13 protein-coding genes are annotated in these 13935 nt (G+C 71.6%); 6 read left to right on the forward strand and 7 right to left on the reverse strand.

The genetic code is table 11. From position 1 onward, the window contains the following. The coding region (locus IH45_RS0129615) for a L,D-transpeptidase (RefSeq protein ID WP_030675242.1) at positions 1–611 on the forward strand (611 nt) is incomplete at its 5' end. Between the two features lie 24 nt (positions 612–635). On the opposite strand, the gene IH45_RS0129620 is transcribed toward IH45_RS0129615, so the two are convergent. The 3 genes from IH45_RS0129620 to IH45_RS1000000145510 all read right to left on the reverse strand — a co-directional run bounded on the left by IH45_RS0129620 (position 636) and on the right by IH45_RS1000000145510 (position 4405). Beyond that, a complete protein-coding gene (locus IH45_RS0129620) occupies positions 636–881 on the reverse strand; it encodes a hypothetical protein (protein WP_030675245.1) in 246 nt (81 codons plus the stop codon). A gap of 61 nt (positions 882–942) precedes the next feature. Continuing rightward, a complete protein-coding gene (locus IH45_RS0129625; RefSeq protein WP_030675247.1) occupies positions 943–1629 on the reverse strand; it encodes a TNT domain-containing protein in 687 nt (228 codons plus the stop codon). A 493-nt stretch (positions 1630–2122) separates the two neighbouring features. Further along, on the reverse strand, positions 2123–4405 hold the full coding sequence (locus IH45_RS1000000145510; RefSeq protein WP_050515274.1) for a SpoIIE family protein phosphatase: 2283 nt from the start codon (positions 4403–4405) through the stop codon (positions 2123–2125). Between the two features lie 328 nt (positions 4406–4733). On the opposite strand from IH45_RS1000000145510, the gene IH45_RS0129635 reads away from it, so the two are divergent. Both IH45_RS0129635 and IH45_RS0129640 read left to right on the forward strand, forming a co-directional pair. Further along, on the forward strand, positions 4734–5900 hold the full coding sequence (locus IH45_RS0129635; protein ID WP_234440725.1) for an NAD(P)-dependent alcohol dehydrogenase: 1167 nt from the start codon (positions 4734–4736) through the stop codon (positions 5898–5900). A gap of 36 nt (positions 5901–5936) precedes the next feature. Then, a complete protein-coding gene (locus IH45_RS0129640; protein WP_030675252.1) occupies positions 5937–6743 on the forward strand; it encodes a DeoR/GlpR family DNA-binding transcription regulator in 807 nt (268 codons plus the stop codon). Positions 6744–6771: 28 nt separating this feature from the next. Here IH45_RS0129640 and IH45_RS0129645 read toward each other — a convergent pair whose 3' ends face one another. Both IH45_RS0129645 and IH45_RS0129650 read right to left on the reverse strand, forming a co-directional pair. Continuing rightward, entirely contained in the window at positions 6772–7110 is a 339-nt protein-coding gene (locus IH45_RS0129645; protein WP_030675254.1) for a hypothetical protein, read from the reverse strand. Between the two features lie 165 nt (positions 7111–7275). Next, positions 7276–8184 carry a S1 family peptidase gene (locus IH45_RS0129650; protein WP_030675256.1) on the reverse strand — a complete coding sequence of 303 codons (909 nt, stop codon included), beginning with the start codon at positions 8182–8184 and terminating at the stop codon, positions 7276–7278. Positions 8185–8657: 473 nt separating this feature from the next. Here IH45_RS0129650 and IH45_RS0129655 point away from each other — a divergent pair, with 473 nt between their 5' ends. After that, entirely contained in the window at positions 8658–9851 is a 1194-nt protein-coding gene (locus tag IH45_RS0129655) for an acyltransferase family protein (RefSeq protein ID WP_030675258.1), read from the forward strand. A gap of 163 nt (positions 9852–10014) precedes the next feature. Continuing rightward, complete coding sequence (locus IH45_RS0129660; RefSeq protein ID WP_030675260.1) at positions 10015–10341, forward strand: YkvA family protein; 327 nt, start codon at positions 10015–10017, stop codon at positions 10339–10341. A 39-nt stretch (positions 10342–10380) separates the two neighbouring features. On the opposite strand, the gene IH45_RS0129665 is transcribed toward IH45_RS0129660, so the two are convergent. Then, entirely contained in the window at positions 10381–11523 is a 1143-nt protein-coding gene (locus IH45_RS0129665) for a pentapeptide repeat-containing protein (protein ID WP_030675262.1), read from the reverse strand. 121 nt (positions 11524–11644) lie between these two features. Further along, positions 11645–12730, reverse strand: coding sequence for a LacI family DNA-binding transcriptional regulator (locus IH45_RS0129670; RefSeq protein WP_030675264.1), 1086 nt, complete (start codon positions 12728–12730; stop codon positions 11645–11647). 158 nt (positions 12731–12888) lie between these two features. Here IH45_RS0129670 and IH45_RS0129675 point away from each other — a divergent pair, with 158 nt between their 5' ends. Next, positions 12889–13917 (forward strand): SIS domain-containing protein, encoded by a 1029-nt coding sequence (locus IH45_RS0129675; RefSeq protein ID WP_030675266.1) that lies wholly within the window; start codon positions 12889–12891, stop codon positions 13915–13917. Positions 13918–13935 lie beyond the last annotated feature (18 nt).

The following is a 13935-nucleotide window of genomic DNA, read 5'->3' on the forward strand; positions in this document are numbered from 1 at the left end:
TCCGTCCGGAGCAGTACTGGAAGGCCGGCTCCAAGGTCACGCTGAAGATCGACCTGGACGGGGTCAAGGGCGGCGAGGGCATCACCGGTGTCCAGTCCAAGACGGTGGACTTCACCATCGGCCGTTCGCAGGTCTCCACCGTCGACATGAACACCCAGACCATGACGGTGGTCCGGGACGGCAAGACCATCAAGTCGATCCCGATCTCCGGCGGCAGCCCGAAGAACCCGACCTACAACGGCCAGATGGTGATCTCCGAGAAGCTCGTCCAGACCCGGATGGACGGCTCGACGGTCGGCTTCGGCAAGGACTCCTACAAACTCGACGTGCCGCACGCGATGCGGCTGTCGACCTCCGGCACGTTCGTCCACGGCAACCACTGGAGCAGCCCGTCGATCTTCGGCCGGTCCGGCACCAGCCACGGCTGTATCGGCCTCCAGGACAACGAGGGCGGTGGCGGCGACACCCCGGGCAAGTGGTTCTTCGAGAACTCGCTCATCGGTGACGTGGTGGCCGTGAAGAACTCCCAGGAGCGGACCGTGAAGCCGGACAACGGCCTCAACGGCTGGAACATGCCCTGGTCGGAATGGCAGGCGGGCAGCGCGGCCTGACGGAGGCCGTCACGAAGGCGGCTGTCAGGTGAGCAGCCGCAACAGATGCGTACATGCCGCCGCTTCGGTCGTGTGCCGGGCGACGACTTGGTGGGAGCCGCGTTCGTACGCGCCGGTCTCCCACGCCCCGTCCGGTGCCTGCCGCAGGAACAGGAAGTCCGGGGGCGTGGGAGCCGGTTCGTGCACCCCTTCGATGCGGTAGTGGCCGTCGGCCACTCCTGCGGCACGCAGAGCGGCCCGTAGGGCGCGACGGTTTGTGGGGGCGTCCATGGAGGGGACGTTACTTGCCCACCGGCAGCCTGCCCGGCATGCCCCGGGGTTTCTTGAACGCTCAGGTTGCCACCGGCGTGAGGTAGCCGTGCTCCAGCAGCCACTTCACGTTCAGCCGCTGCCCCTGCCCGGGGTCCAGGAACACCGCGTCCAGCTTGATCTGCTGCCCGCCGCCGGGCTGCTCGAACCAGGGCGCGATGCTGCCCTGCCACACCCAGAACGGCTTGGCGACCTTGTACACGTGGTAGTCGCACGGCGCGGTCGCCTCGCGCGTGTTGAGGTTCTGCGGCGGCAGCGACCGCTCGGCGTACGCGTCCCCGGCGGGCGCCAGGAATCCGCCGAACTCGGATCCGAAGCGGTCCAGCCGCTGCCCGGGGCGCAGCTTCGTGGGTTCCTTGTCCACCGTGCCGTTGACCTCGCCGAAGCCGTCGTTGGGCGGGTACTTCCAGCCACCCGAGTCCGCCGGGCCCTCCCAGTACTTCTTCAGGAAGGAGGACGGCGACAGCTTCCCCGTCCGCTGGTAGCCCTTCACCAGCGGGCCCACCGGGGCCTGCTGCCCGCCCGGCAGCCACTTCGGGCCGAGCCGCGCGTCACCGTGGAACTTCCCGGTGCACGGCTCGTGCCGCGCGGCCACGGCCTGCGCGGCCGAGGGCCGTTCGTCGGGCTGAGGCGCGGCGCTCGCGGCAGGAGCGGTCGCCAGGCCGGCGGCGAGGCCGAGGGCGGCGAATACGGTACGTATGCGGTTCACGCGGAAGTCCCTTCACACACAGGTGGTCCGAGCAGGACGGCGGAGCGCAGGCTAAACGTTTCGCCACCGGGGGCGCCACGGCCGTACGGGAACCGGCCTGATCCGGGCGTTCCGGGCGGGACACCCGGCATGCCCGGAAGAAAACCGAACAGAGGCCGTGCGGCAGCCGAGAACCGCAGGGCGTCGGCGCCTGTTTGCTGGTCGCGCTACTGGGCGCCGCGGCCGGTCCGGGCAGTGCGCTCGGCGGGGTGAGCGACCTCATGGGCGGCGTGGACCATCGCCTGCTGGAGCCGTCCGGGCCGGGCGGCTGCCGGGCCGTGACGAGGGAGATGTCAGGTGGGTCCGATGCCGCACACGGGGGGATGCGGCATCGGACCCACCGCACAACCTAGCCGCGAACAGCCGATCGAAAACGCCGACTTGCCGAAGTCGGCGAAGGTTGGCCGAACCCCTCGCCCCGGCAGGTCCGCGGCAGCCGTGCAGACACCCCCGCTCAACTCCCCACATGCAGCACGATGACGCACGTGTCGTCCTCCGGATTGGTGTGCAGAACGGACAGCAGCGTCTCCAAGTGGGCCTCGGGACCGCCGTGCGCGCCTTGGCGGGCCGCGGACAGCAACAGGTCCTCGCGGTTGCCGGACCGGTCGGAACGACGCTCGACCAGACCGTCGGTGTAGAGGATCACGCGGTCGCCGGGGCGCAGCGACAGCGTCTTGCACGCGTAGCCGGGATCCAGACTGGCGCCCAGCGATGTCCCGTCGTCGTTGACCAGCTCGGTGGCCCGGCCACCGCGTACCAGGACGGGCGGCGGATGGCCGGCGCGGGCCCAGGTCAGGGTGCGCCGCTGCGGATCGAAGTGGCCGACGGCAGCGGTCGCGTTGAGGGACTCGTCGTGGCCGTGGAAGGCGACGAGGTTCAGACAGTCGAGGATGCGGGCCGCGTCGGCGCCGGTGTACGCGATGCCGAGCAGCGCGTTGCGCAGCTGCGCCATGCCCGCCGCGGCCTGGAGGCCGTGTCCGAGCACATCGCCGATGGCGATCAGTACCCGGCCGTCGGGCAGCGGCGTGGCCTCGAACCAGTCGCCGCCGACGCGGGCGCAGTTCTCGGCGGGCTGGTACCGGATCGCCGTCCGCAGTCCCGGCAGGGTGGTGTGCGCCCGCGGCAGCAACGCCAGTTGCAGCTCCTCCGCCATCCGCAGCTGCCGGCTCTCGGCCTCCCGCCGGGTCGCCTCCAGCGCCGCCTCCGTCCGCCGCACGCCGGTCACGTCCTGGACGACACCGCGCAGCGCGACGAGGTTGCCCAGGCTGTCGCGGAGCAGTTCGGCGCTGACGCTCACGTGCCGCGGGCCCTCGGAGGCGCGCGTACGGACCTCGAACCGCACCGGGCCGGGGCCGCGGGCCAGCGACTGGACGGCCTCCACGACGGTCGGCAGGTCCTCCTCGATGACGTACCCGGACAGCGCATCCAGCGGCAACGGTCCGCTTCCCAGATCGCGTTCGAGGATGTCGTACATCCGCCGGGACCACGTCACGCCGCCGGTGGCCAGGTTCCACTCCGCCCAGCCGAGGTTCACCAGCCGCTCGTCGTCGTCGATCCGGGTGCTCGTGTGCGCCTGCTCGTCGTGGAACTTCCACGTCACCAGCAGCCCGTCGGCCACGCGTTGGGCCCGCACACTCAGTACGGCCGGACGCGTGACGCCCTGGAAGGGCTCCTCGTACGAGAACGGCCCCCGGTCGAGCGGGACACCGGTCTCCAGGACCGCCACGTACGCGTCGAAGAGCCCGGAGAGGAGCATGCCGGGGAAGGTTTCGAGCAGCCGGCTGCCGGTGATCTGGTCCGGCGTACGGCCCAGGAGGTCGGTGACGCGCGCGTTGCAGCGGTCCACGGTGAACTCCACGACCCGGCCGACCGGGTCGCGCAGCGGGCGGAGCAGCGCGGCCGGTACGGGAATCGCGTCCACGACCGCGTCCAGCCAGGCCGCCCGTACGCCGTCGTCCCGCGGTTCCAGGGCGGCCAGCTCGCGCAGCCGCTGCCCGGTGCGGTCGGCCAGCGTCTCCAGCCGGGCGCGGGCCGTGGGCGCCGGCCGCGCGGGGCCGGACCAGAGGACGCTGACCACACACACCGTGGCGCCCGGCCCGCGGTGGGCCCCGGCGGCGCAGGGCCCGCCCGTCCCGACGCCGCCGGCCGACACCCAGGTCAGGCTCCGGCCGCCGGCCTCGTCGTCGAGCCACACCTGCTGGTCCGCCGCGGACATCCGGGCCAGCGGGAGTAGACAGTGCAGCGGTATCTGCGACCAGTCGCTGCCCGTGCGGGCCGCCGTCCCGGCGACACCGCTCGTCCGGAGCCCGCCGTCCCCGTCCGCGACGGCCAGCAGCACCGACGTGGCGCCGGTGTCCTCGGTCCGGTCAAGGAGGTGTTGTGCCAGCTCCACCGGGTTTCGGGCGGCGGCCGGGCCCACCGCGCCGACGTGCGGTCCGGAGCCGTGCCGGACCGTTCCCGCACGGGCCTTCGCTCCGGTGGCCCGGACGCGGCGGTCCTCGACGGCGCCGGACAGGCGGCCGGCGCCGTACACCGTCCTGGCGGAGGGCGCCGGGCCGGGGACGGCCGCCGGGGTGCCCAGCAGGCCGCTCGCGCAGGCGCGGGCCTGGGATTCGTCGCATCCCAGGTGCTTGATCAGAAGTTCCTCGACGCGTACGGCGCTCAACGCGGCGCCCGTCGGCAGGGCGCCGCCCTCTCCCGGCCGGGAACCGGCCGCACCGCTGTCACACCGGACCATGGCACCTCGTCGCTTCCTCGACGGCACCCGTGGCCGCCCCACGGGGTCTCCGGACGGCGTACGGACGGCATGTCCGCGCCCGGCCGGTCGGAGGAGCCTGCCTCATGACCGCTGTTGTCTATCAGTGCCCATGCGGTCACCGCCGGATGTGGCCGGTACTGCCCGATGCCTTTGCCGCACTGAGCCCGGGGGCAAGAAGCCGAGCGCCGGCTGTCCGTTGTCGATCGGTGAGGGGTGCCGAGGGGGGTGACGCGCCTGAAACCGGCCGTAAGGGGTCCCGACAACATCGCGCAATATGTGTTAACAATGCTGCTGAGGTCTGCTAACAATGCTGTCCGCCATCATCCATCCGACCGCGACCGCGACCGCGACCGCGACCGCGACCGCGACCGCGACCGCGACCGCGACCCCGCCCCGATCACCGACTTCCGAGGACGCCGCCATGCCCGCTCCGCTGCCCGACCACGTCCCCGCGACCATGCGTGCCGCCGTCCTGCACGGGCCCAAGGACCTGCGGATCGAGGAACGGCCGGTGCCGGCCCCCGGGCCGGGGCAGGTGCTGGTCCGCGTCGAAGCCGTCGGCATCTGCGGCTCGGACGTGCACTACTACGAGCACGGGCGGATCGGCGACTTCGTCGTCCGCGCCCCGATGGTCCTCGGCCACGAGCCCGGCGGCACGGTCGTCGCCCTCGGCCCCGGCGCCATCCGCCACCAGCCGGGACAGCTGGTCTCCCTCGAACCCGGCGTACCGTGCGGCACCTGCGACCAGTGCCGCCACGGCCGTTACAACCTGTGCCCCGACGTGTCCTTCTACGCCACCCCGCCGGTCGACGGCGCGCTGTGCGAATACGTCGCCATCGACGAACACTTCGCCCACGCCGTCCCCGGCACCCTGACCGCCGAGACCGCCGCCCTGCTGGAGCCCCTGTCCGTCGGCGTGTGGGCGGCGCGCAAGGGGCGGGTCGGGCCCGGCGCGCGGGTGCTGGTCACCGGGGCCGGGCCGATCGGGCTGGTCGCCGTCCAGACGGCCCGCGCCTTCGGCGCCGGCGAGGTCGTCGTCACCGACATCGCGCCCGAACGGCTGGCTCTGGCACGGGAATTGGGCGCCACCGCCACGGTGGACGCCCGGACCACCCGGCTCGCCGACACCGGGTACGAACCCGACGTCCTCCTGGAGTGCTCCGGCGTCCCGGCCGTCGCCGACGAGGCGATCCGCTCCGTCGGGCGCGCGGGCCGGGCGGTGCTGGTCGGCATGGGCGGCGACACCGTGCCGCTGCCGCTGGCCCATGTGCAAAACTTCGAGATCGAGGTCACCGGGACCTTCCGGTACGCCAACACCTGGCCGGCCGCCATCGCGCTGGCCGCCTCCGGCGACGTACGGCTCGACCGGCTGGTCTCCCACCGGTACGGCCTGGCGGACGCGGAACAGGCGCTCACCGCGGCCGCCCGGGACCGTACGACGATCAAGCCCGTGGTGTGCCCGCAGCCCGGCTGAGCCCGGGCCCCACGGGCACGGAGGGAAAGGAGCCGCATGGCCGCCAAGGCACGGCTGTCGCAGGCCGGCGTCGAACAGCGGCGGCAGGCCGTCCTGCGCTACGTCGCCGACCGGGGCGCCCAGCGCATCGACACGCTCGCCGACCGCTTCGACGTCAGCCTGATGACGATGCACCGCGACCTCGACGACCTCGCCGCCCGCCATCTGCTGCGCAAGGAGCGCGGCCGGGCCGTCGCCTTCCCCGCCCTGACCATGGAGACCGCCACCCGCTTCCGGGAGAGCGCCGGACTGGCGGCCAAGACCGCGCTGTGCGCCGCGGTGGCCGACCGGATCACGCCGGGCAGCACCGTGCTGATGGACGACTCCACCACCCTCTACCCGCTGGCCGGCCTGCTGGCCCGGCAGGGCCCGGCCGCCCGCATCACGGTCGTCACCAACTCGGTCGGCCTCGCCCAGCGCCTCGGCGCGGCCCCCGGCGTGGACGTCACCCTGCTCGGCGGCCGGTACCAGAGCGATTTCAACTCCTGCACCGGCCCGGAGGTCGGGGGCGCCCTCGCCCGGCTCCACGCCGACCTGGTGCTGATGTCCGCCACCGCCGTCCTCGACGGGCGGCTGTTCCATCCGCTGCGGGAGTACGTCGAGGTCAAGGAGGCCATGCTGGCCGCCGCCGAGGAGGCCGTACTCCTCGTGGACCACGCCAAGTTCGGCAAGCGCGCCACGTACGCGTACGGGACCGCCGCCCGCTACGGGACGGTCGTCACGGACACCGCCACCCCCGCCGGGGAAATCGCCGCCCTGCAGGCCACCGGGGCCGCCGTACAGGTCGTCGAGCCGGAGTCCTAGGGCCCCGGCCGGATCCGCGGCGCCGCGGTCAGATGCCGTCCGGGGGCAGCGCGGCGACCGTGTCGAGGAGCCGGTTGACGTCGTTCAGGGCCTCCCGGCCGGTGTCCGTCTCGCGCTGCTTGGGGTCGTCGAGGAAGTCGGCGGTGCAGGCCATCAGCTGGTACATGGCGCCGATGGGCTTCAGGCCCCACGACGCGCTCAGCAGGATGTGGGTGATGATCCGGGCGGTGAGCCGGCCGCCGTTGTCGTCGCGGGCGAGGACCAGGGTGAGCGCGAGGTTGCGGTCGGCGTCGTCCGGCTGCCACGGCCCGCCGAGGTCGCGGGCGAGGGTGGTGGCCTGGGACCGGATGTCGGATGCCGCGTTCATGGTCCGACCGTGCCACACCACCGCCCGCGCGGGCGTACGTGCCGGACGGACCCCGGGGTGCCTCACCCCGCCGGGTGAAGGCGGCGGCCGTCCGGCGTACGGCGGGACCCGCGTCCGGGAGAGGACCGTACCGGCGGGCACGCGGGGTGCCCGCCGGCGCGGGGACTACGGCTTGGGCAGGACGCAGCCCGGGCGGTTCAGGTCCAGCTTGTTGCCGGTGCCGAAGCACTTGGGTATCTCGTACGTCTCCTGGGCGTAGCCGATGCCGCGGCGCACGCTCACGCGGCCGTTGGCGTCGACCTCACAGGGGTTGTTGACCGTGCAGCGCTGGCCGCTCTCATTGATCGTGTTGTTGACGGCCGCGACCTTGCCGGAGGCGACGTCGATCACCGGGGAGCCCGAGGTCCCGCCGATGACGTTGCACGGGGAGGTGTAGCGGACCGAGTCCTTCCAGGTCCAGTTGCCCTCCTTCAGCCGGTAGGCGAAGCCGTCCACATTGCAGTTGTAGGTCTTCTTCCAGTACCCGGACACGACGGCGATGGCGGCGCCCTTGACCGGGTGGGTGGTGGCCATGTCCAGCGCCTTGATGCCGTAGCGCTGCTTGATCTGGGCGTAGGTGGAGGAGAGTTCGTAGAGCGAGACATCGGTGTCGGTCATCGTGCCGTAGACGACCTTGGTGGCGCGGACCGTGCCGAGGTTGCCGGCCGAGGCGCTGAGCACGGTGAAGCTGCGGCTGGACGGCTGGTCGGTGACGACCTCGCCCGCGTCCGGCATGCCGCCTTCCAGGCAGTGGCCGTTGGACAGGACCAGGGCCGGGTCGTTGTCGGTCGAAGTGGGCATGCGCACGATCGATCCGGAGCAGTTGCTGAGCGCCACCGTGCCGGCATAGTTCACGGCTCTGGGGAACGCCTTGGCCGCGGTGGCCGTGGCGTCCGCCGTGCGTTGGAGCGCGGGCGCCGCCGTGTGTCCGGCTGCGTCCGAGATCGTGGCCGCGCCGGCGGTTCCGGCGGTGCCCACGAGAGCGGCGGTACCCAGGACGGCCGTGGCCAGGGCACCGACGAGAGGGCTTTTCATGTGGGGGTCCTCTCAGAATCTGTGGCCGAAGTTCCTTCGGCTTTGACGTGCGCATTGTTGGGGCAACTGAGGCTGCTGGCAACAACTTCGCCATAACTGGAGGGGAGCGGTCCGCGTACGGCGAGCGGGCGGCCGGGGGTGCCGGGGGAGGGGGCGGGCGGCGCGCGCGCCGGTGGCCGGCGCGTCGGGGGGCGCGCGGAGCCGGAGCGTGCCGGTTTCCGTCCCGACATCTTTTTCGTCCGTCCGGTTCGCCGCCGCCCCGATTTCTCATCCTTTTCTCACAAACGCCGACGGCGCTGCCCACCGATACCCCGTTGACCTGCACCGGAAGGCGACGTCAGGAAGTTCACCGCTGTTGTGGACATGGGGCAGGTGTGGTGTCGTACGCTAAACTCCGCGATCCGTTCGCGCATTTCCCGTCGTTTACCGTGAAACTCGGACAGGCTGCCGCCGTACCGTCGTTAAGGACCCGGATGCTTTACGCCGCGCCAGAACACCCTCCCGGCTCGCGGGGGGAGACGCGGCGGCCCAGACTGCGCGTCCTCGACGGACTGCGGCTGCTGGCCGCCCTGATGGTCCTGGCTTATCACTACATCACCCTGCGCGACGGCTGGGGCGAGGACCCGCGGGCGTTCTCCCCGGTCGTCTACCACCTGTCGGAGTACGGCTGGCTGGGTGTCGAAGTCTTCTTCCTGATCAGCGGGTTCGTCATCTGTATGAGCGCCTGGGGGCGTTCCCTGGGCGATTTCGTGACCTCCCGTGTCTCCCGTCTCTATCCGGCCTATTGGGTCGCCGTGCTGCTGACCGCGGCGGTTCTGACCGTGTGGCCGAACGTCCGCAGCGCGGACAACTGGGAAACGGTGCTGACGAATCTCACCATGCTCCAGCAGGGGGTCGGCGTGCCCGACGTGGACGACGCCTACTGGACGCTGTTCATCGAGCTGAAGTTCTACCTGCTGTTCGCGGTCGTGGTGTTCCGCGGGGTCACCTACCGCAGGTGTGTGCTGTTCTGCGGCCTGTGGACGGTGGCCGGCGTGGTGGCGCTGAAGGCCAACAGCGACCTGCTCTCGGTGTGGGCCATAGCGCCGTACTCCCCGTACTTCATCGCGGGCATCGCCTTCTACCTCATGCACCGTTTCCGGCCCACCATCCTGCTGTGGGCGATCGTCGCGGTCTCCTTCCTGCTCGCCCAGCACTATCTGCGCGGGCGGCTGGTGATGAATCTCGGCGCGAAGGCGGACGTGGCGCAGGGATGGCCGGTGCGACTGGCCGTGCTGCTGGCTTTCGTGCTGATGGCCGCCATCGCGCTGGGCTGGTTCGACAAACTCCAGTGGCGCTGGCTGTCCACCGCCGGATCGCTGACCTATCCGCTCTACCTGCTCCACATGTACGTCGGTTTCACCCTCATCGACCTGCTGCGCAGCCGGGTGCCCGCGACCGTGCTGCTGCCGGGTATCGTCGTATTCATGCTGGCCCTTTCCTGGGTGGTGCACCGGTTCGTGGAACGGCCGTTGGGCAGGAAAATCCGTACCGCCATGCAGAAGAGCGTGGAGGAAATGCGATTTCATTCGCGGGAGCGGCGGGAGAGAATGTCCGGCGCGCCGGCGGCGAAACAGCGGGAAATCATCCGCGAGGAGCGGAAACCGGATCCGGAATTGCTGCACTGACGACGACGTCGACCGGCGGGGCCCGTGGAAAACTCTGGCCCCGTCCGCCCCACGAGCCGTTTCGCCGTCCCTGATCGCTCGTTGACGTGGATGCCGTCCGCGCCGGAGGAAGAATGCCGGACGCGGCCGGTATTCCACGGGCGACGGAGGGAAGACGTCAGGAATGAGCGGTGAGATGTGGGCGATCGTGGTGATCGTCGCGGTGCTGCTGGCGGTGATGGTCGGCGCGGCGATCGTGCTCCTGGTCAAGGTGGTCCGTGCGCGTGCCGTCCTGCGCGAGGCAGGCGTACCGCTGGAGAACAAGATCGCGTACTGGGGGGCGCTGCTCTATGTGCTCTCCCCGGTCGATCTGCTGCCCGACCCGGTCCTCCTCGACGACATCGGGGTCCTCCTGCTGGCCCTGCGCTCGCTGCACGCGGCGGCCGAGGCCTCGGGCGTGGGCAAGGGGAAGCGGTCCCCGTCGTCGCGGGGGATCGAGGCGGAGGCCTGACGGGTACGGCCCCGTACGCCGTACACCGCCCCAGCGGCTTCACTCCTGCCCGGCGGCCTCGCACGCGGCCATGCGGGCCAGCACCCCGGCGTCCCTGGCCAGCTCCGGAGGCAGCCGGGTCGAGCGGCGCAGGCGCGCCCGCGCGAGTTGGTCCGCGGCCAGGTAGCCGTGGTCCGACAGCGGCACCGTTTTGAGGTCGACGTTCTCCAGATCGATTCCGCGCAGGTCGGCGGCCTGGAGTTCCGTCCCGCTCAGATCGGCGTGGAGGAAGTTCGCCCCGCGCAGATTGGCCTTCGTGAGGTCGGCGCCTTCGAGGTCGGCCTCGGTCAGGTCGGCGGCCTGGAGGTTCGCGCCCCGCAGATCCGCGTACCACAGCATGGCGTCCCGCAGATTCGCCTCCTGGAGGTCGGCCTCCGCCAGACGGGCGCGCACCAGGCCGGCGCCCCGCAGGTTCGCCTCCCGAAGGCCGGCGCCGGACAGGTCGGCACCTCTGAGCGCGGCCCCGCGCAGATCCGCTTCCCGCAGGTCCGCGCCCCCGAGGTCCATCCCCGCGAAGCTCATGCCGCGCAGGTCCGCCCGGCGGAAGTCGATGCCGCGCAGGTCCACACGCTCACCGGGCAGATCGCGTGCCGGACGGCCGGAGATCACGGTGAGGGCGGTCCGGATGTCCTCGGGCAGCGGGTGGGTACGGGCGCGGTCGTGCCCGGCCCGGTCCGCATCCTGGTGCCCGCCGGGGGCCGAGTGGTGCGTACGGACGTACGCCGCCAGGACGTTGACGACCGTCAGATGGTCCTTGCGGGAGTCGTGCATGATGCGCTGCAACGCGTAGATCCCGCCCAGCCGCTCGGTGAGGTTCGCCGAGCCCAGCAGCTTGATCGCCTCCACGTACCGGTCGGTGACCTGCCCCTCGCGCGCGATCTCCGCCTGTTCCTGGTCCTTGTCGCGGGTGTGCTGGAGCGTGCGGTGCGTGTAGAACAGGCCGCCCGCGGCGATCAGCCCGGCCCCGAGGGCGACCAGCGCGGTGCGGAAGCCGGTGATGACCACGCCGTCGGCGGGCTGGAGGTCGCGGGTGCGCAGATGGGCGCCGTCGATCCACCAGGGCCCGTGCCACAGGAGCAGGGTGTAGCCGGCGGCGCCGGCGGCCAGGAACGCGAGCAGCACGTACCGCTTGACCAGCTTCATGCCGTACATCATGGCCACGAGGGGCCGGCGGCGAGTACTACCCCCGATAACGGAAATTGTCGGAGGTGGATCCGAACCGGAGTTCCCCGAAGATCGGCCCCAACTGCCCGGCGGCGTACAGCTACTTCCGCCGCTTCCTCCCCTTCGTCGCCCGCGCGACCGACTCCCGCTCGATGAACTCCGTGGGCAGCGTGGTGTGCTGCGGGCGGTGGGTGCCGCCCTGGACACGGGCGATCAGGGACCGTACGGCCGTGGCGCCCAGCTCCTGGACCGGCTGGGCGACGACGCTGATCCGGGGGCGTACGGCGCGCGCCCAGTCGGTGTCGTCGAAGGTGACCACGGACAGGTCCTCCGGGACGCGCAGCCCCAGCTCGCGTGCGGCGGACAGGACGCCCAGCGCGATCAGGCTGTCGGTGGCGAACACGGCGGTCGGCGGCTCGGGGGAGTCCAGCAGGCCGTGGGCGAGCACGGCCGGGTCCTGGCCGTGGAAGGCGCCGGTGCGCAGATATGTCTCCGTGTCCTCGACGCCCGCCTCGCGCAGCGCGGCGCGGTAGCCCTCGATGCGGGCCAGGCCGGTGGAGCCGGGGTCCACCGGGTCGTCGGTGGCGTCGTTGCCGACCAGGCTGACCAGGGCGATGCGCCGGTGCCCCATGGCGAGGAGGCGGCGTACCGCGTCCTGGGCGGCGCCGTGGTTGTCGACGGTGACGGAGTCCAGGTCGAGGCGGGGCACGCGGCGGTCGAGGAGGACGACCGGGCAGCCGCCGTCGTGCGCGGCGGTGAGGTGGCCGGTGTCCGTGGTGGAGGCGGGGGCGACGATCAGGCCGTCGACGTGCTTGTCGCGCAGCGTCTTGACGGCGGCCCGCTCGGCGGCCGGGTCCTCGTCGGTGTTGGCCAGCAGGATCTGGTAGCCGGCGGCGCGGGCGGCGTCGGTGATGCCGCGGGTGACGCCCGCGAAGAACGGGTTCTGGATGTCGGCGATCACCGCGCCCAGCGTGTGCGTACGTCCGGTGATCATGGACCGGGCGAGCTGGTTGGGGCGGTAGCCCAGTTTCTCGGCGGCGGCCCGTACGCGTTCACGCGCCTCGGGGCTGACGGAGCCGTAGTCGGCGAGCGCCCGCGAGGCGGTGGAACGGGAGACGCCCGCCTCGCGGGCGACGTCGGGGATGGTGGCGGGCCGGTGCGGGCCGCTGCGTCGGTTCGTCGTCATGGCCTCGCCAGGCTATCGGCTGTGCACGGGTATTGACGCCCCGCCAAGGGCGGTGGGAAGGTTCCCAGCATTCCCGATGGGAACGTTCCCAACCCTGCGTCGGAGGGCGTTCCCGGTCTGCATTGGGAACGTTCCCAACCTGCTCGGAGAGGATCCGCGTGACCACCGCAACCCTGCCCCTCAAGCCCATCACCGAGGACTTCAAGGAGGCCGTGGCCTTCGCCCTGAGCCAGTACGAGACGGCCCGCGCCTTCGTGGCCGAGGTCGTCGACAGCGGACTGCGCAACGTCTTCCTGGTCGGCTGCGGAGGCTCGCTCACCGCCTCCTACCCGGTGCACTTCCTGCTGGAGACCCGCGCCGGCTTCCCGGTCTTCCACATGAACAGCGACGAGTTCAACCTGCGCAGGCCCGCGCTGCTCGGCGAGGGCTCCCTCGTCCTCGTCTCCTCGCACACCGGCACCACCAAGGAGACCGTCGCCGCCGCCCACTACGCCCGCTCCACCGGCGCCAAGGTCGCCGCCCTGACCCGCGACGACGACAGCCCCCTGGCGCAGGCCGCCGACATCGCGTTCACCTACCGCAGCGAGGACACCGTCGTCGCCCCCAAGGGCGTGCTGTTCGGGCAGCTCGCGTACGCGCTGCTGGAGAAGACGGGGGCGGAAGGCGACTACGCGGCCGTCCGCAAGGCGTACGAGGCGCTGCCCGACGCCCTCTACACCGCCCAGGAGGAGGGCGAGGCGCTCGCCCACTCCATCGCCACCGCGCTGGCCGACGAGCCCGTGACGTACGTGCTCTCCGCGGGTCCCAACTACGGCGCGGGCTACGGCTTCACCATGTGCTACCTGATGGAGATGCAGTGGAAGCACGGCGGCAGCTACCACGCCGGTGAGTTCTTCCACGGCGCCTTCGAGGTCGTCACCGAGGACCAGCCGGTGATCCTCTTCCTCGGCGAGGACGCCACCCGCCCGATGGCCGAACGCACCAGGCGCTTCCTCGACAAGTACACCCGCAAGGCCCACTACGTCGACTCCCGGATCTTCTCGCTGCCCGGGGTGCCCGAGGAGGTGCGCGGGGACATCACGCCCATCGCGCTGGACGTCTTCGGCACCCGCCTGGCCCGCCACTACGAGTCCGTGCGCGGCCACGACCTGGACAAGCGCCGCTACATGTTCCAGGTCGAGTACTGAGTCCGCTCCGTACCCGCC

It is taken from the genome of Streptomyces rimosus subsp. rimosus (genome assembly GCF_000720725.1).
GTDB lineage: Bacteria > Actinomycetota > Actinomycetes > Streptomycetales > Streptomycetaceae > Streptomyces > Streptomyces rimosus_A.